This is a genomic window from Enterococcus sp. DIV1726a (assembly GCF_051710985.1).
Taxonomy (GTDB): domain Bacteria; phylum Bacillota; class Bacilli; order Lactobacillales; family Enterococcaceae; genus Enterococcus_B; species Enterococcus_B hirae.
This window is the reverse complement of record NZ_JBIOLS010000001.1, coordinates 2,658,636-2,679,512: the sequence shown is the minus strand read 5'-3', so window position 1 is coordinate 2,679,512 and position 20,877 is coordinate 2,658,636. Positions and strand designations below refer to the sequence as shown.

Sequence of the window (20,877 nt, the reverse complement as noted above, 5' to 3'; positions counted from 1 at the left end):
TGAGGTGGGGTAAGCAGATGGATAATTATGAGTTGTTGGAATACAATTTAGCAGAATTTATGACTTCAGATATGCAAGAGGAATTTTTACAATTTTTTCATTTTCAGAATATTAATGAATTTAAGGAACAGTATGTTCATTCAAAAAAACTGCTAAAAGATCAGAACGAAGAGATGTTGAATGAACTAAAAGAATGGAGACAAGTTGATTCAATTGAAAAATTCTCGCAACAAGTAACAATAAAGCTAACTGAGCAATATTTTATGAAGTACCCAAATCTAATAAAATACAAAAATGTTAGCAATAACATTAATGAAAACCTTTGCAAAGATATTCATGAGATTCTTTTGCGAACGATTGTTTATGACTTTAATCTATTAAAGTCACAGTTACAAAAACTCTCTGTGAAAAGTTATATTAGAAATTATTTATCTAATGAGAAATACGTCACAGGTTTGTTTCAAAGATTTCCTGTTTTATTCAATTTAATAGATAAAAAAATCAAAGAAACAATCTGTTACATTTCTGAAGTTATCCAACATGTAGAGTATGATTCAAAGGAAATTAACGAATTGTTTAGTATTCAACTTGATCAAGAAATAGGAGTTGAATTTTCTTTGGGTGATCCGCATCTGTCAGGAAAATTTCCACTCGTGATAACAGGTAAAAAGAATAAAATTATTTATAAACCACGAAGTAATTACAATGATTTATTATTTGGAGAATGCGTTGCTTTATTTAATAAAAATAATTTTAACAAACAACTAGCACAAATAAAATTATTGAATCGTAAAACGTATTCTTGGTCAGAATTTATTGTAAGTGATCCTTGTCAATCAGAAGAAGAAGTTCAAGATTTCTATTATAAAATGGGGGCAATTATTGCAATTCTTTTCTATTTAAATGCTTCGGATATTCATCTTGAAAATCTAATTGCAAGTGGTGGTTCACCCATGCTCATTGATTTAGAATGCTTGTTTAACAATTTAGATCGTATGGAAGCATTATCTGTAAATGATAAGATACATGAAATTTTGACTAATTCTGTTCTTAATTCTGGAATTGTACCTATGTACAACGAATTTTTTAAAGATGATATTTCGGCTTTAGGAAGCCATGAAAACTTATTCCAACGTTTTTCAGTACCACAATTGATTGTTTCAGAAGATGATTTAGAAATTAAATTCACTGAAAATTCTGATGAATTTAAATATTCATATTCTAATGTTCCGATGTATCATGGACAAAATTATCGTTTTTTAGACTATAAGCAACAGATCTATCAAGGATTTACAGAAACATTTCATCTATTTTTGGATAAAAAATCAGAGCTGATTGATATTGTTGAGCGCTATAAAAATGATATTACTATCCGACATTTAATAAAACCAACAGCAACTTACAGTAAAATAGCGACTTTAAGTTATCATCCTAGGTTCTTGACAGCACCGTTTGATCGCTTGTTATTTGTCTATTCTCAAATGGCAAGATTTGGTTCTACACCATTTCTTACCTATGAAATTGAGGACATACTAGAGGGGGATATCCCTTATGTTTTTTCAAAACTTAACTCAAATACACTTAACATTTCAAAAAAAATGACATTTACGAATAACAGTCGTATAGATTTCTTAACACTATGGAAAAAAAAGATCCATTCTCTTAGTGAGAAAGATTTAAACTACCAATTAAATATTTTGCAAAAAAGCTTTGGAGATAAAAATATTACGTTAGAAGATCTTTTTATAATTGGAGAAAAAAATGATGAGATCAAGACTTTAGAATCTTACATCCATAGTAAAAGGATAGTACACAATAAGCAGGTGACGTGGCTTCATACCGGTTATGAAGATTTAACAAAAGACAAAGATTTTAAAATTCGTTTAAAACTGCAGCCAATGAATAACAGTTTGTATAATGGGAAAATTGGTGTAGCAATCACTTACTATTATTTATGGAAAACAAAAAATGATTTTGATTACAAAAACAGATTTCTATTAATATTGAATGATTTACTTGATCATTTTGATTTATCTAATCAAAAAAATTATGATATAGGGGTTTTTTCTGGATTAGGTGGTTATATCTATTTATTTAATTTGATTGCTCCATCCTTGCGAACATCAAAACTGATCGCAATTGAGCAAGATATCCTTCAATATCTGGGACAAAAAATAAAAAAAGACAAAATTCTGGATATTATGAGTGGTACGGCGGGGTTATTACTACTTTTTTGTAATATTTATAAAAAGAGCCCTAATAAAGAATTAAAAAAATTAATTGGACTTTGTGTGGAGAATTTATTAAATAATTTAATAGAATCAGAGGGAAAAGGAAGTTATTGGGAATCCTCTGTAGAAAAGAAACTTATTTTAGGTTTTTCTCACGGAACATCAGGTATTCTTTATGCTTTAGCGATTTATGAAGAGTTATTTTCGGTAACCAAAATAAAAGAAACGATTGGCGCAGTTACCTTATTTGAAAACCAACATCGTAAAAACGGTGTGTGGTTTGATACAAGAGGAGAAAAATGGATTGAGCAAAATACTTTTTATTGTAATGGTCTTGTAGGAATGCTTACTCATCGATATCTTATGGAAGGAGAAAGCCCAGAGGAGCTATTATATTTTGCTCGATTAAAAGAAGAATTAAACAAAGAACGTGTAGATAGTTGCTTATGTCATGGCTTTTTAGGAAATATGTGGCTTTACCGTCATTTCTTCATTCATCATAATATAAAGTCATATGCGTTCTTACTCGATGATTGGAATGCATACTTAGACAAACGAACTATTAATGAAAGTTGTTTAGAAGACGAGTTTCTAGATGTTGGTTTGATGACCGGTCTTTCCGGGGTGATTTTGGGATTGTTAGCGTTGGAGAACCCTAACATACCAAACATACTTTTATTCGATTTATAGATAAATCCTTCCATCGAAAATACGAATGAAGAGATAGGATCTGATTGAATAATAGATTGATAAGTGTAACAAACAGTTGATGACAATAAAAAATGATTGATCAACTTGAAAGGAGGTGAAGAAAATGGCAGTAGGACTATTAATGAAAGCAGGCAATGTTTCTGAAGAATTAGCAGTATTAAACAACGAACATAGTTTGAATGCTTCGCTAGATACCATCTGCGGAACAATGGGTAGCCTTGGTTGTGGTAGTTTTGGTTGTGGCTCTTTATCTAGCTGTTGCTAAAATATATACGGATGAAAGGTTTCAGAGGTTTTATTGTGAATATTGAAAAATAATAATTCAGAATGAAGAGTCTGAATCTGGGACATTAATCAGAAAAAATCTGATTAATGTCCTACTTTTTTTAGTAAAAAGATTCCTTCAGACTCATTCGTTTTATTTCTTATCCAGCATTTCTCGATCTTTTTCGATCGTTGTATTGATCCCTTTGATAATAGCAGGAATGAAGCCAGCTTCTTCTAAAGCCACAACACCTGCAACGGTTGTTCCGCCAGGGGAAGAAACCTGGTCAACCAGCTCCCAAGGGTTTTCATCACTTGCTAGGAATTTTTGACAAGATCCCATAATAGCTTTGGCAGCGATCTCGGTTGCCATTTTTTTAGGTAAGCCATTAAAGACACCCGCACGACCCATGGCATCGATCAACATATAAATAAATGCTGGTGAACTACCGGCTAACCCAATAAACGTACTGAAATCACCTTCTGCCAGTGGATAGACACTGCCGATCGCTTCAAAGATTTGCGTTGCTTCTTTGAATTCCTCATATGTGACATGATGATTTTTACAGATAGCAGAGACACCTGCACCCACACTAACGTTTACGTTTGGCATGACACGAATGATTTTCGCTTCGGGGTCATTTAGGGCTTTTTCCAGATCATGTAATGATTTTCCTGAAGCAATTGAAATAAAGAGACATTTCTGACTATATTTTCTTAAATCCTTCAGTACTTGGTCAATGATTTTAGGTTTGACTGCCAGTAAAATGACATCTACTTGTTTTGCGACTTCTTGATTTGTTTGACAGGCGGTTACACCAGTTGCTTCTGCAAAACGTTGTGCATTTTCGAAATGACCACTTGAGACAAAAATATCTTCTTTAGCCACTGTTTCGTGTTCAATCAAGCCGTTAATGATTGCTTGCGCCATATTACCTGTTCCAATGAATCCAATTTTCATGTTATCCTCTCCTTTTGTTTTAGCATAGCTTTCTTTTCAATGAAGGGCAAGCAAAGAATAAAGCGTGTGGATAGATACATAAACAGGTGAAACTAGTGCATAAGTGGTAAAAATAAGGTAAATAAGCTAACATTGATTTATAAATTGAAAGTTTTCAAGTAAGGATGGTAAAGTGTGAAAAATAAAAGTCATACGGCATTTCAGTGGTTGAAAAATCATAGCTTGATTTTAAAAATGATTTTTTTTGGATCTATTATAGTTTTCGTTGTCAATCAAGTCGTAAATATTGCAAATGGAATGAGTTGGCAAGATATTTGGCAAACTATGCGACAACAAAGTTATGTTACGCTGTGTTTAATGGTTTTAGTGGGGTTGATCGGTGTTTTGCCAATGTTGTTGTATGACTGGGTGACGATTCGCGTGTTGGAAAAACAAGGGAAACCTAAAATGAAGCGTCACGATTTTTTCTTAGCTGCTTTTATTACGAATACAATTAATAACTTAGCGGGCTTTGGAGGAATTGTTGGAGCTAGTCTTAGAGCAAATTTTTATGGAAAAGAAACAAATCGGAAAATGGTACTTGCTACCGTTTCTAAAGTTGCATTATTTATGTTGACTGGTTTATCATTATGGTCATTTCTAACGTTCATTGATGTTTTTTTTCTACAAACTACTAGTATTTTTAGAAGTTATTGGATTTGGTTACTTGGCGGTAGTGTGATAGCACCAGCTATTTTTTTCTTTGCTTATTTAAAAAGAAGAACATTATTTGCGGAATTCTATCCTAAGGGTCTAGTCGGGTTACTGTTAGCTTCTGTGGGGCAATGGACTGGAGCATTGGTCGTTTTTTTAGCGATTGGTTATTTGATGGATGTAGATATTTCCTTATTTTCGATTTATCCAATGTTTATTATCGCTACGTTAATCGGTATGTTGACAATGGTTCCTGGGGGTGTCGGGACATTTGATGTGTTGATGATCTTAGGTATGAGTCAGTTAGCTGTTCGACAAGATATTGCAGTGGTTTGGTTACTTTATTACCGTTTGTTTTATTATGTGGTTCCTTTTGCGGTTGGCTTATTTTTATTTCTGTCACATACTGGAGTAAAAGTGAATCGTTTTTTAGACAATATACCACGACTGCTCTTTCAAAAAATCGCGCATTTTATTTTGGTCACAGCCGTTTATTTTGCAGGGATCATGATGGTGTTACTATCTACGATTACGAATCTTTCTGCGATCAGTCGATTGTTTCAGATTTTATTACCTTTCTCGTTTAATTTTTTAGACCAAACGTTGAATCTATTGATTGGATTCTTATTGCTTGGGTTGGGAAGAGCGTTAGCAATGAAAGTGAAGAAGGCTTTTTTACCAACTATTGCTTTATTAGCTTTTGGAATCATTAACACAGTTACTCGAACATTATCTTGGCAATTGATTTTAGTGTATATCTTGATTCTTCTGGCTGTCTGGCTAGCTCGGAAAGAATTTTACCGTAAGAAATTTGTTTATTCATGGGGTGCCATTCTTTTTGATCTATGTTTGTTTGGGTTTCTATTTATCGTCTATGCAATTGCAGGGTATCATAGTGGACGTTTTTGGGTAAATCGATTGACAGCTGATCGCTTTCTCCTGTTCCCATCCGATGAAGTTTGGTTTTCAGGCTTGATTGGTCTAGGGATCTCGCTGTTGGCATTAGTAGCATTGTATCAGTACCTTGCTTCTGAAACGAATGAGTTAGGGTCAGATTTACAAATCGAAAGATTCAAACAGATGTTATCCGTCTATCAGGGGACATCTGCTAGTCATTATCTTCGTTTACCAGGATATAAATATTATTACTATCAACAAAATGGAGAGGATCAAGTCGTCTTTGGTTACCAGATCAAAGGAAATAAATGCTTTGTTTTGGGAGACCCGATTGGCAATCCTAAAATGATTCGTCCTGCTATTACAGAATTTATGCAAAAAGCTGATTGCTTAGGGTATCAAATTGCTTTTTACAAGATCTCAGAAAAATATGTGGTAATGTTGCATGAATTAGGTTTTCATTTTACAAAAGTCGGCGAGGTAGGAATGGCAGATTTGACTACAGAAGAAATGCCTTGGGTCAATCAACAGCTAGAGTACCAGCGTCTAACTAATGAAGGCTATCATTTCACTTGGTACGAACAATTACCTGAGGAATTATTAGCTGCGGTGAGTGAGGTTTCGGATCAGTGGTTACATGGTGCGAGAGAAAAGCATTTTTCTGTTGGGCGTTTTGACGAATCTTATCTGTTAGCCAGCGGTGTTGGAGTGGTACGCAAAGAACAAAAAGTGGTCGGATTTATTACAGAGCAACCAATATCTGAAAGTCAAGCAGGCTATGATCTATTACGTGTATTGCCAGATGAACCTGCTGAACTATCCGATTATTTATTAGTCAATCTATTTGTTGTCTACCAAGAAAAGGGCTATCTTGAGACGAATCTTGGTTTAGCTCCGTTAGCAAATGTAGGGGAAACAGACTTTGCATTCTTTCAAGAGCGCATCATGCATATTGTTTATAATTATGGTAGTTTCTTTTACTCATTTCAATCGACCTATGAAGAAAAACTGCGCTATGTCACTCGCTGGGAAGGTCGCTATTTTGCTTACATGAAGGGAAGCAGTTTTACATTTGCCACATTACAGTTGTTTATACTAATTGGGAAGGGAAAAGAAAAAAGTATCAGTTTTGCAGAAGAAGTATTAACGGAATTGTAAATTGCGTAAATAGAGGAATAACTGGTGACGTGTTTTAGCTACCCATAGTTTAAAACGTGAAAAAGCGATTGACGGTAGCTAGAGAAAATGAATGTGGTCGAAGGATGGTTTGTTTTATCTGTAGACAGAAAAGGTCTGAGAAAACCGCTAAGATCGTAAACACGTCACTCGTATGAGCTATACTTTTATTTTTCTCTGTGATAGAATACTTGCGACTTAGACTTTTTGAATGGGTGAGAGGATGGAACTGATAGAAAAAGCACCAGCTAAGATCAATTTGGGATTAGATGTCTTGTACAAGCGTCCCGATGAGTATCACGAGCTGGAAATGGTAATGTCGAGTGTAGATTTAGCAGATCACTTATTCTTTGAAGAGATACCTGAGGATCGAATCATCGTAGAAACGAATAAGGCATTTTTGCCAGTAGATCAACGAAATAACGTTTATCAAGCAGCAACATTGCTTAAGAATAAGTATCATATCAAAAAAGGCGTAAAAATATTTGTGAAAAAAAATATTCCAGTTGCAGCTGGACTGGGTGGGGGCAGCACAGATTGTGCAGCTGCACTGAGAGGGATCAATCAACTATGGAATCTCGGTTGTTCTCTGGAAGAATTAGCTGAGATTGGTTTGGAAGTTGGTACGGATGTGCCTTATTGTGTTTATGGTAATACTGCGTTTGTTGGCGGCAAAGGAGAAGTGGTCCAAGTTCTCCCTTCAATGCCTCAGTGTTGGGTAATCTTGGTTAAACCTAAAATGAGTGTTTCGACTAGGACCGTCTTCAAAGAAGTAGATGCGCAAAAAATCCAGCATCAGAACATTCCTAGACTAGTGGAGGCAATCCAGCAACAAGATTACCATACGATGATTCAATACATGGGAAATAGTTTAGAAGATGTTACCGGCAAACGTCATCCAATTATCCATCAAATCAAAGAACGCATGTTAAAGTATGGGGCAGATGCCGCTTTGATGAGCGGAAGCGGACCGACAGTCTTTGCCTTATGTCAACATTATTCAAGAGCACAAAGAGTCTATAACGGGCTGAAAGGTTTCTGTGATGAAGTATATTTAGTACGCACGTTGTAAAATAGGCCAGAACTAGATGTTGCTAAGAGATGAAGAATAAAAAATCTCAAAACAGAAGAAGCTGTTTTGAGATTTTTTTGAGTTGGTTGCAGCTTAGCTGCTCTAAACGTTATTTATTCTATTTAGAAATTGGAAAAAATGGACTAGATAGCTTGTTGGGCTCTCAGTAACATGAACAAACTATCATTCATTTTACGGTTTACATTGAATTTGTTCGTATAAATCAGAAATTGAAGGATTTCTATTGACTCTATTTTTTTATTCTGATACATTAAGTTCCGTTGATAAATCGTAATTTTACGATTTGTTCGAAAGGAGAGTCTTATGAAAAAATATATGATTGGTTTAACACTAGCTGTAGGGATATTTTTATTAGCGGCTTGTGGTGGTACGAACCAAAAGGATTCAAAGAAAAATGAGTTAACGATTGTTACGACCTTTTATCCGATGTATGAATTTACGAAAGAAGTAGTTGGAAATGAAGGAAACGTCAAGTTGTTGATCCCGTCTGGGACTGAACCACATGATTTTGAACCTAGTGCAAAACAACAAGCAGAAATCGCTGATGCGGATGTGTTTGTTTATAATAGTCCAGATATGGAATTTTTTGTTGACTCATTGAAAGATTCTGTCGATACGAATAAAACATTGATGATTGAAGCAGCTAAAGGAATTGATCGTCTGAAATCAGCAGAAGAAGACCATGACCATGATCATGAACATGAAGAAGCTTCTTCTGAAAGTCATTCGCATGAGTATGATCCACATATTTGGTTAGATCCTGTGTTAGCAATCAAAGAGGTCAAAACAATTGCTTCAGAGCTTGGGAAAAAGTATCCTGATAAAAAGGCAACTTTTGATAAAAATGCGGATGCTTATATCAAAAAATTAGAAAACCTGAACCAAAAATATACGGATGCACTCAAAGATGCCAAAAACCGCACGTTTGTGACGCAACATGCCGCATTTGCGTATTTAGCGAATCAGTATGATTTACACCAACAAGCGATTGCAGGGGTAACGCCTGATCAAGAACCCACACCAAGCCGCTTAGCTGAACTAAAAGATTTTGTGAACAAAAATAAGATCAAAGTGATTTACTTTGAAGAAAATGCATCATCCAAAGTGGCGGAAACATTGTCGAAAGAAACGGGTGTTAAATTAGAAGTATTGAATCCATTAGAGAGTTTGACAAGTGAACAAATCAAAGCCGGCGAAAATTATATTTCGGTAATGGAAGAGAACTTAAAAGCGTTAAAAGAAAGTATTAATTAAGAACGGAGGCATTTCGCGTGCATTATATCGAAATATCCGATTTGACTTTTTATTATGATGAAGAACCTGTATTAGAAGATGTGTCTTATCACGTTGATGCAGGAGAGTTCGTTATTCTAACAGGAGAAAACGGTGCAGCAAAATCAACATTGATCAAAGCTTCCTTAGGCTTGTTAAAACCTTCTAAGGGAACAGTGAAAATCGCCCCAAAAAATCAAGAAGGACAAAAATTAAGTATTGGTTACATTCCCCAACAAGTGGCATCTTTTAATGCTGGCTTTCCAAGTACAGTCTTAGAATTGGTTCGTTCCGGTCGCTATCCGAGAGGACGTTGGTTCAAACGGCTTTCTGAAAAAGATCATCAGCATGTTAAACGAGCTTTAGAATCTGTTGGAATGTGGGAGATGCGTCATCGACGGATCGGAGAATTATCCGGTGGACAGAAACAACGGATTAGCTTAGCCCGTATTTTTGCGACTGACCCAGATTTATTTATATTGGATGAACCGACAACGGGAATGGATGAAGAATCTCGTAATGAATTTTATCGACTATTGCGTCATAGTGCCCATGAACATGGCAAGGCAATTTTGATGATTACTCATGATCATGAGGATATCAAGCAATATGCAGATCGACAAATTCGTTTGGTAAGAAAGGAGGATTCTCCATGGCGTTGCTTTCATATGAATTCATGAGACGAGCTTTTTTAGCAGCCATTTTTATTGCGGGGATTGCTCCAATGTTAGGTGTCTTTTTAGTGATCCGAAGACAATCATTGATGGCAGATACACTGTCACACGTTTCACTGGCAGGGGTGGCATTGGGTTTCTTTTTGAATATCAATCCAACGTTGACTACGATGTTCGTAGTAATATTAGCTGCGGTGATTTTAGAATATTTACGTACGATTTATCGTACTTACTCAGAAATTTCAATTGCGATCTTAATGGCTGGCGGACTGGCGCTGGCATTAGTTTTGATGAATCTTAGTGGTGGAAACTCAGCCACAAGTATCCAATCGTACCTCTTTGGCTCGATTGTGACGATTACTTGGGATCAAGTTATCTTTTTGGGTGTATTATTTGTTATTATTGGTTTCTTATTCTTTTTGTTCAAGCGACCAATGTACGTGCTGACTTTTGATGAAGATACCGCCCATGTTGATGGTCTGCCTGTTCACCGTATGTCAATGCTGTTCAACGTGATCACGGGTGTTGCGATTGCTGTCATGATCCCAATTGCCGGGGCATTATTGATTTCAGCAATTATGGTCCTGCCTGCAGCGATCGGTATGCGCTTAGGCAAAAGTTTCAATGTGGTGATTGCCATTAGTATCGGTGTTGGCTTTATCGGCATGTTATCGGGACTAACAAGTTCCTTTTATCTAGATACGCCACCGGGTGCGACGATCACACTAGTCTTTATCGTGTTGTTTCTTGTGGTCAATTTGTTCAAGCGGGTGCTTGTTTCCATTAAGCGAAAAAATAAATAAAAAATCAAAAAGAAAAGCGATGAAAACGAAAAATTTTCATTGCTTTTTCTTATATTTAGATAAATACCGAACTATTTAACTTATTTTCTTACAAAATGCTCGAATTTTTAAATGAAAACTTATATAATGTAAAACGATATAATTTCTTAAAAGGAGCTGAAATATGTGAAAGTACGTCGCAGTGAACGTCTTGTTGATATGACTCAGTATTTATTAGATCATCCTCACGAATTAATTTCATTGACAAGTTTTGCCGAACGTTATGAATCTGCTAAATCTTCGATCAGTGAAGACTTGGCAATTATCAAAAAAACATTTAAGGAACGAGGGTATGGTACCCTAGAAACAATTCCAGGTGCCGCTGGTGGGGTTTTATTTATACCAGAGATTTCTTACGAAGAAGCCAAAAAATACATTGAGTCGTTAGCTGAACGATTGTCTGAACAAGATCGTTTGTTGCCTGGAGGTTATGTTTATCTATCCGATTTACTAGGTGAGCCCGAATTATTGCGCCAAGTTGGAAAAATCATTGCTTCTAAGTATTTAGGTGAAAAAATCGATGCAGTGATGACAGTTGCTACGAAAGGCGTACCGATCGCGCAAGCTGTGTCCTATTATTTAAATGCACCGTTTGTTATCGTACGCCGTGATTCAAAGATCACAGAAGGATCGACAGTTAGTGTGAATTATGTTTCTGGTTCTTCTGAACGAATCGAAAAGATGGAATTGTCAAAAAGAAGTCTTAAACGGGGTTCTCGTGTCCTAGTCGTTGATGATTTTATGAAAGGCGGCGGCACAGTCAATGGAATGAAGAGCTTGATCGAAGAGTTTGAATCTGAACTTGTAGGAATCACCGTTTTTGCAGAATCCAAATTTAATGGTCATCGTGCAATTGACGATTATACTTCATTACTATACGTGAAAGATGTCGACACGAAGACCAAAAACATTACAGTTGTACCAGGAAATTATTTCAAAGATTAGAGATTGAAAATTTATTTGTTTGTCGATCAATAATAGCTGGAAGAGATTGTGTCAGAAGTGTCCAGCTCTGAGAAATAAGCCGGAGAATCCGAAAATAGTTTCACCTATTTTGGGAATTCTTTGGCTTATTTTCGATAGAAACACTACAGCAATCAGCAACAACAAATCAGATATCCAGCTGTTATCTGTCAGATGAGAGAAATTCGTTCTCCTTTTTCATATAACCCTATTTTTCTCTCACTATTGTTGATTGACTAATTGATTTTTTAACCCCCAAGATAAAAATGGTCTAGTTACAAATATAGTCTGCTTGGTTGAAAAATTGAGTAGAGTGGGCTAAACTTAAAACCATCAAATACAATTAGGAGTGACGCAGTTGGACGCACGTTATGCAATCATTTTGGCAGCGGGAAAAGGAACTCGCATGAAGTCAAAATTATATAAAGTTTTACATCCAGTTTCAGGACAACCGATGGTGGAGCATATTATCAATCGAGTAAGTGAAACCAACCCAGATCAAATCATCACGATCGTCGGGCATGGCGCTGAGCAAGTAAAGGCACAGTTGGGTGAACGTAGTGAATATGCTCTGCAAGCAGAACAACTTGGTACAGGTCATGCAGTATTACAAGCCGCATCTTTTTTACAAGGGAAAGAAGGCACGACACTGGTGATCAGTGGTGACACACCGCTTTTAACCACTGAAACATTGAATAATTTATTTGAGTATCACCAAGGAAAAAATGCGAGTGCCACGATTCTAACCGCACAAGCCGAAGATCCAACTGGATATGGCCGTATCATTCGTGACCATATTGGGATCGTTGAAAAAATCGTTGAGCAAAAAGATACTACACCAGAAGAAGCATTGGTCCAAGAAATCAATACAGGAACTTATTGTTTTGACAATCAAGCTCTGTTTGAAGCATTGAACAAAGTAGGAACAGACAATGCACAAGGGGAGTACTACTTAACCGATATCATTGAAATCCTCAAAGATGCTGGAAAAACAGTAGCAGCTTATCAGACAGAAGACTTTGATGAATCAATGGGAGTCAATGATCGTATTGCATTAGCTAAAGCTAATGAATTGATGCGCCAAAGAATCAACAAAATGCATATGGTCAATGGTGTAAGTTTTGTTGATCCAGCAACGACTTATATTGATGCCGGGGTAGAGATTGGTTCTGATACAGTGATCGAAGCAGGCGTCCAACTTCAAGGTAAAACCGTCATTGGATCAGATTGCGTGATCGGTGCCCATTCTCGAATCGTAGATAGTGTGATTGAAGATCATGTGGTAGTTGAACATTCTGTGATCGAAAAAAGTCTTGTGAAAAGTCATGCGGACGTGGGACCATTTGCTCATTTACGACCAAAAGCAGAAATTGGTGAAGGTGTCCATATTGGTAATTTTGTGGAAGTCAAAAATGCTGAAATTGGTAAAAATACCAAAGTTGGTCATTTGACTTATGTCGGTGATGCCACATTAGGTGAAGAAATCAATGTTGGTTGTGGCGTGGTCTTTGTGAATTACGATGGGAAAAACAAGCACCACACAACAATTGGGGATCATAGTTTTATCGGTTCTAATGCAAATATCATTGCCCCAGTGGAAATTGCTAAAAATACATCAGTAGCTGCAGGGTCAACAATCACAGAGGATATCCCTGAATATGCTATGGCAATTGCCCGTGCAAGACAGGTCAATAAAGAAGATTATGCTAAAAAACTCCCTTATTTAAACTAAGACTTTTGTAAAACCCCTTGATTTATTCAGAAAATATGACTAGTATTTAATAGGTAGAATTCTAGAGTTGTGAAAAAGAAAGTGGAGGTCCCCATGTCAAAACATTACTTTGACCCAAGATTAAAAATTTTTGCGTTAAATTCAAATCGTCCGTTAGCAGAAAAAATTGCTGCAGCTGTCGGTGTCGAATTGGGTAAATCATCGGTTACTCAATTTAGTGATGGAGAAATCCAAGTGAATATTGAAGAAAGTATTCGCGGATCACATGTTTATGTTATTCAGTCAACGAGTAGTCCTGTAAATGATAATTTAATGGAATTGCTGATCATGATTGATGCCTTGAAACGTGCCAGTGCAAAAACGATTAACGTAGTAATGCCTTACTATGGATATGCACGTCAAGATCGTAAAGCTCGTGCCAGAGAACCCATCACTGCAAAACTTGTGGCGAACATGATTCAAAAAGCTGGAGCAACTAGAATGTTGACGCTTGATTTGCATGCTGTCCAAATCCAAGGATTCTTTGATATTCCTGTTGATCACTTGATGGGTGCACCATTGATTGCAAATTATTTCTTAGAAAAAGGGATTAAAGGGGACGATGTAGTAGTTGTATCACCTGACCATGGTGGTGTAACTCGTGCGCGTAAATTGGCTGAATTTTTAAAAGCACCAATTGCGATTATTGATAAACGCCGTCCAAAAGCAAACGTAGCAGAAGTAATGAATATTATTGGGCAAGTAGAAGGAAAAACTTGTGTATTGATTGATGATATGATCGATACAGCAGGGACGATTACCTTAGCGGCTAATGCACTAAAAGAAGCAGGCGCAGTAAGTGTCTACGCATCATGTACACATCCAGTATTATCTGGACCAGCTTTACAGCGTATTGAAGATTCTGCGATTGAACGCTTAGTTGTAACAGATTCGATCTATCTGCCAGATGACCGTAAGATCGAAAAAATCGATGAAGTAAGTGTCGGTGGTTTGATGGGTGATGCAATTAAACGTATCCACGAAAACAAACCTGTTAGTCCATTGTTTGAAACAAAAAAATAAGAATTAAAAAATTGAATAGTATCACAAAGGGGAGCCTTGTGAGGCTGAGATTGAAGTTTTTCTAAACCCTTCGTACCTGTATCGGTTATGCGAGCGTAGGAATTGTGACGATCAATTGACGTTAGTCATGTAACGTTAGTTGTAGAAGTATGTTGTATTTACTTCCTCCTTTGTGATTTCAAATGAACGGAGGAAGTTTTTTTATGGAGAAAAAATATAAAGTATGGATTGAGGGGACACTTGTAGCTGCACTAGCGATGGTGTTATCCTTTATTCCTCTTCAAATAGGTAGTAGCTTTGAGATTTCATTAGGACAGATTCCACTGACATTGTTTGCGTTAAGAAGAGGTTGGAAGGCAGGGATTTTATCAGGATTTATTTGGGGGATTTTACATTTTCCAACAGGACAAGTGTATTATCTCAGTGTCATTCAAGTATTGATCGAGTATCCGATTGCTTTTACCTTTGCAGGATTTGCAGGAGTGTTCGCTAAAAGGCTGCAAAACAGTCTAACGATGGGCAATAAAAAAGGGATGACAACCACTATTATATTAGGAACTTTAGTTGGTGTTGGTGCTAGATATTTCTGGCATTTTGTCGCAGGCGTCGTTTTTTGGGGAAGTTATGCTTTGTGGGGAATGAATCCATGGCTCTTTTCTTTAGTCATGAATGGTGCAAGTGCCTTGGCTACAGGAATTGTTACAATGGTTGTTTTGCTTGGGATCGGTCGGACAGTTCCAGCTTTGTTCATCGGGAAAAAATAAACGAAAAGAGCCTCAGTCACTATAAAAGTGTCTAGGCTCTTTTTTTATAAGTATAAAATGATGGAACATCCAAGCATCAGCTTAAAGGGGTATAGTTGAGTTCCGCAGCTTCTCCTACAAGCTCCCAGCGTTTTTCTTCTGCATGATAAACTAAGGTGCCAATTGCTTCTTCATCAAGGTATCTTGTTCCTTTTAGCTTCCAAATATAATCTTCAATGACATAGATCGGGATATGATAATCGTTATCGATCAATCCACCTTGTTCAAAAGAAAAAATGATTCCTTCTTGCATCAAATTACGCATATTCTTCAGTAATTCCACACTAATTTTTTCGACAGGAATATCTCGTTTGAAAAACGATTTTTTCTCATTGATTTTTTTTGACAAGATGATACTTAGTTTATTGGCAAAAATCCGATAAAATTCATCTAAATAGCGGTAATAGATTCGTTCTAATTGATCGTTAAGATCGAAGTAGACGAAATTATTTTGTAATTTATAAAAAAATGGTGAGTGAAGATGGGTCTTCATGTGTCCAAAATATAACAATTCTGAAATTTCTAATGGCGTTAATTCTTTCAGCATCGTTAAGTCGTTAAAATCGATCCATTTTAAATCACTCGAATGATTACGATTACGTGCAGAAGAGAAAAAGCGTTGGATATTTTCTGTTCCACGAATCACTTTCAACCCAGTATGGGATTCGTATTCACCAGCATTTTCTGAAGGATCTAATAACAATAAATTTTGTGGGAAATGCACGATGTTGTTTGAAAAATCACTAATAGTCAGCCCCTTAGTCACAACCGCATTGCTAGTAGTATCAATATGTACATAAACTGACTCAGACATCATGCTCCTCCTCTCACTCATTATCACTTTCATTTTACAACATTTATTAAAAAAAAGCTTGTTTCTTTTATTTTAAAATTCCATTACAAAATCACTTTTTTTGTGATAAACATGGACATTTTCATTGTTTTTGTATAAATGGATGGAATGGATTTTGTTATAGCTTTTACAAGAACAATGTATTCATTTTAGTATTTCTCAAAAAAATAGTATACTTTAAAAGAATATATTTGTCTTGTTATAATAAAAAAGGAGAAGATTATGCTGATTCAACAAGTGTACGGTTCAGAAAAAACAGTCCTCTACTCTACACTTCAACGAGCCAAACAATTGCTACCCTTTTATGCTACCCATCAGGAAAGCCGTGATGCCTTTTGGTTGGCAACAAAGAAAAGGCAAGCTTGGCGGATGATCGGTAACAAACATACCCTTTATTTTATTGCCGAACGAACCAGTGAACAATGGCTGATTAAAAATGTGCTAGTGGTGGGTGACATGCCTGGTTGGACGCTTTTTTTTAAAGAGATAGAGTGGTGTTCCCGTTTTTATTTCAAAAAATATTGTTCTTTTCAATGGATTGAACCACTGTCGACATATTGGCAGACACTCCTATCTCATCATGGTTATACGCAAGACAATCAGTTAGCTCAGACAATTTGGCAAAAAAAACTGACCTATCATATTGGTTTAGTATTAGGTGGCGGTGGCGCTCATGGTGCCTATCAAATCGGTGTTTGGCAAACGTTAAAAGAACATCAGATTCATTTTGAAGTAATTACGGGAACTTCAGTTGGTGCGTTAAACGGTGTATTGATCTTGCAAGATGATTTATCGCAAGCTCTTTCTTTATGGCAATCCCTCGCAACGAATCAAGTATTACAGCTACCAGAAACTGCATTATCAGAAGATCTACGGAAAAGGTTTATCCAAGAAACACGGCAAATGACGAGAGCAGCAATTATCAAGGGGGGAGCCTCAATCACCCCTTTAGAAAAGTTACTCAAAAGTAAATTAGATGCTGAGAAGATTTTAAAAATGAAAAGTCCTCGTTTATTTACCGTTTCGACTCGACTTCCTGATTTTAAAGAAGTGGTGACACCGATCCAGCAATTGGCAACCAATGAAATTGCTGATTGGATCCTAGCTTCGGCTTCGTTTTATCCCGCTATGAGTTATCGAAACATTGCTGGACAAAAATATATTGATGGTGGTTATCGAAATAATTTGCCTGTGGATGTAGCAATTAAAGAAGGGGCAACGGAGTGCTTAATAGTAGATGTGGACGGTCCCGGAGTGACTAAGAAGATTACGATACCAGAAGAGACTGTTCCATGGCTCTGCCGCTCTAATTGGTCATTGGGAACCTTCTTGATTTTTGATCGGCAGAGAAACCAATTCAATCTCCAATTAGGCTATCTGGAAATGAAAAAAAAGTTAGGTGATTTTGAGGGGAATTGGTATACGTTCTATTCAACGAAACTTGCAGAACAATATTGGCGTAAATTTTTAAGCTATCTAGTGAATGATCTTCAGCTAGAAACAACTTTTGTTCAACAACCAAAATTTTGGCAAACTCTGCGTAATATATATAAAGACAGGGTAGTAATTGAAACATGCGGGGTGGCGATGCTTGAACTATTAGCCAAAAAAAAGCTCGTTTTACCGAATAAAGTTTATGATGTAGATGAATTGATCGAACAGATCATTCAAAAAGAATCAAGTTCATTTTTCGATCAAATGATTCGAGAGGTCGGACAATTAAATAGTAATGAGTGGCGCAGAGTCCAAAAATACCAAAAAAAGCAAAAGAGTGAACAGGAACAAATCAATGAAATTGCTCATTTAGTTAAACAAAAAAAGAACGAGCAACTTCAATCTAAGCTTCATACGCAGTTATTTGACACCCTATTGAATTTATATTTACTTTATCTAAAGGAGGAACAACCATGGCACAAGAATTTTCCTACGAAATCATAGAAGAGATCGCTGTTTTATCCGAAAATAATAAAGGATGGCGAAAAGAGCTGAACCTAGTCAGCTGGAATGGCCGCCCACCTAAATTCGATCTTCGTGACTGGGCGCCCGAACATGAGAAAATGGGTAAAGGGCTTACTCTAACCAATGAAGAATTTGAGGCATTACAAAAAGCTATCGAAAATATGTAACAGAAAGGACCCTGTTGAATGAAAAGTATGACTGGTTTTGGTAAAGCCACCCGTGAAACCGCAGAGTATCAAATAGAAGTTGAGATCAAAAGTGTCAATCAACGCTTTTTAGATATGCAAATACGTAGTCCTAAATTGTTAAATTATCTCGAAAATGATATTCGCCAATTGATGAAACAACATTTAAGTCGAGGTCGAGTCGAAGTTTTTATCAATCTGACGTATTTGGGACAAAATCAAAAACAAGTTTTTGTTGATTGGAATTTGATTGACGAGCTGATGACGAACTTAACTGAAGGAATAACCCAACGTTATGGAGAGAAACAGCAATTACAGATTGGACGTCTATTAGAAACTTTGACAACGAATGAATCTTTTGTCGTGATTGAAGAAAAAAATGAAAACAATATGGATGAACTGACAGCCTTGGTTTTAGAAACGGTCCATGAAGCACTAGCTGAAATTGAAAAAAGTCGCCAAAAAGAAGGGACAGCCTTAGAGGCGATCATTCAGAAAAACAGTGATGAACTGAAACAAGTATTAAATGACTTACAACAGTTTGTTGAGTTATACGAACAAGAGTATCAGGAAAAATATCAAAAGAAACTAGAAGATTACTTGGGAGCAACGGTCGATCAACAAAGATTGCTGACTGAACTCGCTATTTTATTAGAGCGAGGAGATATTCATGAAGAATTGGATCGCTTAGTGATCCATATCGGCAAATTGGATGAATTACTTCAAGTAAAACAGCCAGTTGGCAGAGAACTTGACTTTTTGATCCAAGAAATGAATCGAGAAATCAATACGATTGGTTCAAAATCAAGTGCGATTGAAATCAAAAACCAAGTGATCCAGTTAAAAACGATTTTAGAAAAAATCCGAGAACAGATCCAAAATATTGAATAGCAAGGAGACGAAAAAAATGAACTATTATGATATCACGTTTCATGAATTAAGTGGGAAAACGGTCATCAAAAGAAATGTTCCTTCTGAAAAAGCAGGATTTGAAGCTTGGCAAGATGCCTGTGCGCAAGTGACGGAGAAAGAAATCCAATTGTTAGTTAACGATGGGACTTATGTGACGATGAATCGTCAATTTATTGTGAGAATCGATGCAGAAGAAGTGAAAGACCCAACTGAAAAAGCACTCTCTCGAAAAGATGAGATCATGGGTGTTGTCAATACCTTGTCAAACATGGGTTTTTAAAAACGACGGTAATCGGCATGTTAGTGAGAAGAGCTGCAACCATATGTTGCGCTTCTCACTATTTTTTTGAAAAAGAATGCTGCTCAGTTAGAATCTGTAAGGTGAGAGGGACCTTTTTTGAACTTTTGAATGAAGGATGAACTTGATAGTTAATCACTATCATCGAAAGCCCGAGTGAAAAGCAAAGGTTTTGCCAGTCAAAGGCGCTTTTTTTTGCTATAATCAAAGATGCCCTTGAAAGTTGTCGAAAAAAAGTGCAAAATAAACGTTAGTATAAAAAGACTAGTTGAAAGGACGTCGTCATGTCAGAGCGTGGATTATTAATCGTGTTGTCTGGACCATCAGGTGTAGGAAAAGGCACAGTGCGAAAAGCAATTTTTGAGAGTGAGGATAATGATTTCCAATATTCGATTTCAATGACTACTCGTAAGATGCGTGAAGGAGAAGTCGAAGGAGTCGATTACTACTTTAGAAGCAAAGAAGAATTCGAAGCAATGATCGAAGCCGGAGAAATGCTGGAATATGCTGAATATGTAGGGAATTATTATGGAACACCTTTGTCTTATGTCAATAAAACATTGGACGAAGGAAAAGATGTATTTTTAGAAATCGAAGTCCAAGGTGCTCAACAAGTCAAAGAAAAAGTACCAGATGGCGTATTTATCTTCCTAACTCCTCCCGATTTAGCCGAATTAAAATCAAGAATCGTTGGCCGTGGGACAGATGCAGATGAAGTAATCGAAGAACGAATGAAAGTTGCCAAAGAAGAAATTGAAATGATGGCACTATATGATTATGCCGTAGTCAATGACCAGGTACCCCTGGCGGTAGAACGAATCAAAAATATCATTGCCAGTGAACACTTTCGTGTCGACCGTGTGATCGGCAAATATATCAAAATGTTAAAGGAGATGTAGTCTTATGATGTTAAAACCTTCAATCGACTCATTGTTAGATCGCGTAAATTCAAAATATTCTCTAGTTATCTTAGCAAGCAAACGTGCACACGAGCTAGATGCAAAAGCACAACCTACGATGGATTCATTTGAATCAGTAAAAAGTGTTGGACAGGCATTAGAAGAAATCGAAGCAGGAAATGTGATCAATGATCCTCATCCTGAATTAAAACGGGAACGCTTGAGAATGGAAGATGAAGAGCGTAAAGCCAAAAAAGATCGTGAACAACAAGAGTTAGAGTCACGTATCCGTGAAGAGCAAAACCAATAAAAAGTGCTAGATTCTTTGGATAAGCCGAAATTTCCGAAATTTGTATTCTCAAATTTTTGTGGAATTTCGGCTTCTTTTTAGGATCAC

At 36.5% G+C, this 20,877-nt stretch carries 19 protein-coding genes and 1 riboswitch; of the genes, 17 read left to right on the top strand and 2 right to left on the bottom strand.

All coding sequences use genetic code 11. The features are described 5' to 3' along the window. Window positions 1–17: 17 nt before the first annotated feature. Window positions 18–2,921, top strand: a complete 2,904-nt coding sequence (gene lanM / locus IGJ27_RS12165) for a type 2 lanthipeptide synthetase LanM (RefSeq protein WP_161298821.1) — start codon at window positions 18–20, stop codon at window positions 2,919–2,921. A 124-nt stretch (window positions 2,922–3,045) separates the two neighbouring features. Then, window positions 3,046–3,207 carry a hypothetical protein gene (locus IGJ27_RS12160; protein WP_010720618.1) on the top strand — a complete coding sequence of 54 codons (162 nt, stop codon included), beginning with the start codon at window positions 3,046–3,048 and terminating at the stop codon, window positions 3,205–3,207. Between the two features lie 153 nt (window positions 3,208–3,360). Here the strand turns inward: IGJ27_RS12160 and proC are convergent, their stop codons facing one another. After that, a complete protein-coding gene (gene proC / locus IGJ27_RS12155) occupies window positions 3,361–4,167 on the bottom strand; it encodes a pyrroline-5-carboxylate reductase (protein ID WP_010720617.1) in 807 nt (268 codons plus the stop codon). Between the two features lie 234 nt (window positions 4,168–4,401). Between proC and mprF the strand changes: the two genes are divergently transcribed. The 9 genes from mprF to thiT all read left to right on the top strand — a co-directional run bounded on the left by mprF (window position 4,402) and on the right by thiT (window position 15,335). Then, window positions 4,402–6,915 carry a bifunctional lysylphosphatidylglycerol flippase/synthetase MprF gene (gene mprF, locus IGJ27_RS12150; protein ID WP_370566779.1) on the top strand — a complete coding sequence of 838 codons (2,514 nt, stop codon included), beginning with the start codon at window positions 4,402–4,404 and terminating at the stop codon, window positions 6,913–6,915. Between the two features lie 241 nt (window positions 6,916–7,156). After that, entirely contained in the window at window positions 7,157–8,005 is an 849-nt protein-coding gene (gene ispE, locus IGJ27_RS12145) for a 4-(cytidine 5'-diphospho)-2-C-methyl-D-erythritol kinase (RefSeq protein ID WP_014834412.1), read from the top strand. Window positions 8,006–8,329: 324 nt separating this feature from the next. Further along, on the top strand, window positions 8,330–9,280 hold the full coding sequence (locus IGJ27_RS12140) for a metal ABC transporter substrate-binding protein (RefSeq protein ID WP_178306314.1): 951 nt from the start codon (window positions 8,330–8,332) through the stop codon (window positions 9,278–9,280). A gap of 17 nt (window positions 9,281–9,297) precedes the next feature. Beyond that, window positions 9,298–9,978, top strand: coding sequence for a metal ABC transporter ATP-binding protein (locus IGJ27_RS12135; RefSeq protein WP_010737272.1), 681 nt, complete (start codon window positions 9,298–9,300; stop codon window positions 9,976–9,978). Further along, on the top strand, window positions 9,951–10,775 hold the full coding sequence (locus IGJ27_RS12130; protein ID WP_010720612.1) for a metal ABC transporter permease: 825 nt from the start codon (window positions 9,951–9,953) through the stop codon (window positions 10,773–10,775). The genes IGJ27_RS12135 and IGJ27_RS12130 overlap by 28 nt, the downstream gene beginning before the upstream one ends. 165 nt (window positions 10,776–10,940) lie before the next feature. Then, the gene (gene purR / locus IGJ27_RS12125; RefSeq protein WP_010720611.1) at window positions 10,941–11,759 is read left to right on the top strand and encodes a pur operon repressor; all 819 of its coding nucleotides are present in this window, start codon (window positions 10,941–10,943) and stop codon (window positions 11,757–11,759) included. A 376-nt stretch (window positions 11,760–12,135) separates the two neighbouring features. Next, a complete protein-coding gene (gene glmU / locus IGJ27_RS12120) occupies window positions 12,136–13,509 on the top strand; it encodes a bifunctional UDP-N-acetylglucosamine diphosphorylase/glucosamine-1-phosphate N-acetyltransferase GlmU (RefSeq protein ID WP_178306315.1) in 1,374 nt (457 codons plus the stop codon). Window positions 13,510–13,602: 93 nt separating this feature from the next. Continuing rightward, complete coding sequence (locus IGJ27_RS12115; RefSeq protein ID WP_010737274.1) at window positions 13,603–14,571, top strand: ribose-phosphate diphosphokinase; 969 nt, start codon at window positions 13,603–13,605, stop codon at window positions 14,569–14,571. A gap of 17 nt (window positions 14,572–14,588) precedes the next feature. Next, window positions 14,589–14,690, top strand: a riboswitch (TPP riboswitch). 84 nt (window positions 14,691–14,774) lie between these two features. Then, window positions 14,775–15,335, top strand: coding sequence for an energy-coupled thiamine transporter ThiT (thiT, locus tag IGJ27_RS12110; RefSeq protein ID WP_010720608.1), 561 nt, complete (start codon window positions 14,775–14,777; stop codon window positions 15,333–15,335). Window positions 15,336–15,411: 76 nt separating this feature from the next. Here thiT and IGJ27_RS12105 read toward each other — a convergent pair whose 3' ends face one another. Continuing rightward, window positions 15,412–16,188, bottom strand: a complete 777-nt coding sequence (locus IGJ27_RS12105) for a hypothetical protein (RefSeq protein ID WP_010720607.1) — start codon at window positions 16,186–16,188, stop codon at window positions 15,412–15,414. Window positions 16,189–16,449: 261 nt separating this feature from the next. On the opposite strand from IGJ27_RS12105, the gene IGJ27_RS12100 reads away from it, so the two are divergent. The 6 genes from IGJ27_RS12100 to rpoZ all read left to right on the top strand — a co-directional run bounded on the left by IGJ27_RS12100 (window position 16,450) and on the right by rpoZ (window position 20,790). After that, entirely contained in the window at window positions 16,450–18,165 is a 1,716-nt protein-coding gene (locus IGJ27_RS12100; RefSeq protein ID WP_096709826.1) for a patatin-like phospholipase family protein, read from the top strand. Then, window positions 18,135–18,353, top strand: coding sequence for a YdbC family protein (locus IGJ27_RS12095; RefSeq protein ID WP_010720605.1), 219 nt, complete (start codon window positions 18,135–18,137; stop codon window positions 18,351–18,353). The genes IGJ27_RS12100 and IGJ27_RS12095 overlap by 31 nt, the downstream gene beginning before the upstream one ends. A gap of 18 nt (window positions 18,354–18,371) precedes the next feature. Next, complete coding sequence (locus IGJ27_RS12090) at window positions 18,372–19,262, top strand: YicC/YloC family endoribonuclease (protein ID WP_063627638.1); 891 nt, start codon at window positions 18,372–18,374, stop codon at window positions 19,260–19,262. 16 nt (window positions 19,263–19,278) lie between these two features. After that, window positions 19,279–19,563 carry a hypothetical protein gene (locus IGJ27_RS12085; protein WP_010720603.1) on the top strand — a complete coding sequence of 95 codons (285 nt, stop codon included), beginning with the start codon at window positions 19,279–19,281 and terminating at the stop codon, window positions 19,561–19,563. 302 nt (window positions 19,564–19,865) lie between these two features. Further along, on the top strand, window positions 19,866–20,480 hold the full coding sequence (gene gmk / locus IGJ27_RS12080) for a guanylate kinase (protein WP_010720602.1): 615 nt from the start codon (window positions 19,866–19,868) through the stop codon (window positions 20,478–20,480). Between the two features lie 4 nt (window positions 20,481–20,484). Then, on the top strand, window positions 20,485–20,790 hold the full coding sequence (rpoZ, locus tag IGJ27_RS12075) for a DNA-directed RNA polymerase subunit omega (protein WP_010720601.1): 306 nt from the start codon (window positions 20,485–20,487) through the stop codon (window positions 20,788–20,790). Window positions 20,791–20,877: the final 87 nt, after the last annotated feature.

Bases quoted from the DNA above. Each gene is read 5' to 3' on its own strand.
- lanM (WP_161298821.1), top strand. From the start codon at position 18: ATGGATAATTATGAGTTGTTGGAATACAATTTAGCAGAATTTATGACT.
- IGJ27_RS12160 (WP_010720618.1), top strand. From the start codon at position 3,046: ATGGCAGTAGGACTATTAATGAAAGCAGGCAATGTTTCTGAAGAATTA.
- proC (WP_010720617.1), bottom strand. From the start codon at position 4,167: ATGAAAATTGGATTCATTGGAACAGGTAATATGGCGCAAGCAATCATT.
- mprF (WP_370566779.1), top strand. From the start codon at position 4,402: ATGATTTTTTTTGGATCTATTATAGTTTTCGTTGTCAATCAAGTCGTA.
- ispE (WP_014834412.1), top strand. From the start codon at position 7,157: ATGGAACTGATAGAAAAAGCACCAGCTAAGATCAATTTGGGATTAGAT.
- IGJ27_RS12140 (WP_178306314.1), top strand. From the start codon at position 8,330: ATGAAAAAATATATGATTGGTTTAACACTAGCTGTAGGGATATTTTTA.
- IGJ27_RS12130 (WP_010720612.1), top strand. From the start codon at position 9,951: ATGGCGTTGCTTTCATATGAATTCATGAGACGAGCTTTTTTAGCAGCC.
- IGJ27_RS12115 (WP_010737274.1), top strand. From the start codon at position 13,603: ATGTCAAAACATTACTTTGACCCAAGATTAAAAATTTTTGCGTTAAAT.
- thiT (WP_010720608.1), top strand. From the start codon at position 14,775: ATGGAGAAAAAATATAAAGTATGGATTGAGGGGACACTTGTAGCTGCA.
- IGJ27_RS12105 (WP_010720607.1), bottom strand. From the start codon at position 16,188: ATGTCTGAGTCAGTTTATGTACATATTGATACTACTAGCAATGCGGTT.
- IGJ27_RS12100 (WP_096709826.1), top strand. From the start codon at position 16,450: ATGCTGATTCAACAAGTGTACGGTTCAGAAAAAACAGTCCTCTACTCT.
- IGJ27_RS12095 (WP_010720605.1), top strand. From the start codon at position 18,135: ATGGCACAAGAATTTTCCTACGAAATCATAGAAGAGATCGCTGTTTTA.
- IGJ27_RS12090 (WP_063627638.1), top strand. From the start codon at position 18,372: ATGAAAAGTATGACTGGTTTTGGTAAAGCCACCCGTGAAACCGCAGAG.
- IGJ27_RS12085 (WP_010720603.1), top strand. From the start codon at position 19,279: ATGAACTATTATGATATCACGTTTCATGAATTAAGTGGGAAAACGGTC.
- gmk (WP_010720602.1), top strand. From the start codon at position 19,866: ATGTCAGAGCGTGGATTATTAATCGTGTTGTCTGGACCATCAGGTGTA.
- rpoZ (WP_010720601.1), top strand. From the start codon at position 20,485: ATGATGTTAAAACCTTCAATCGACTCATTGTTAGATCGCGTAAATTCA.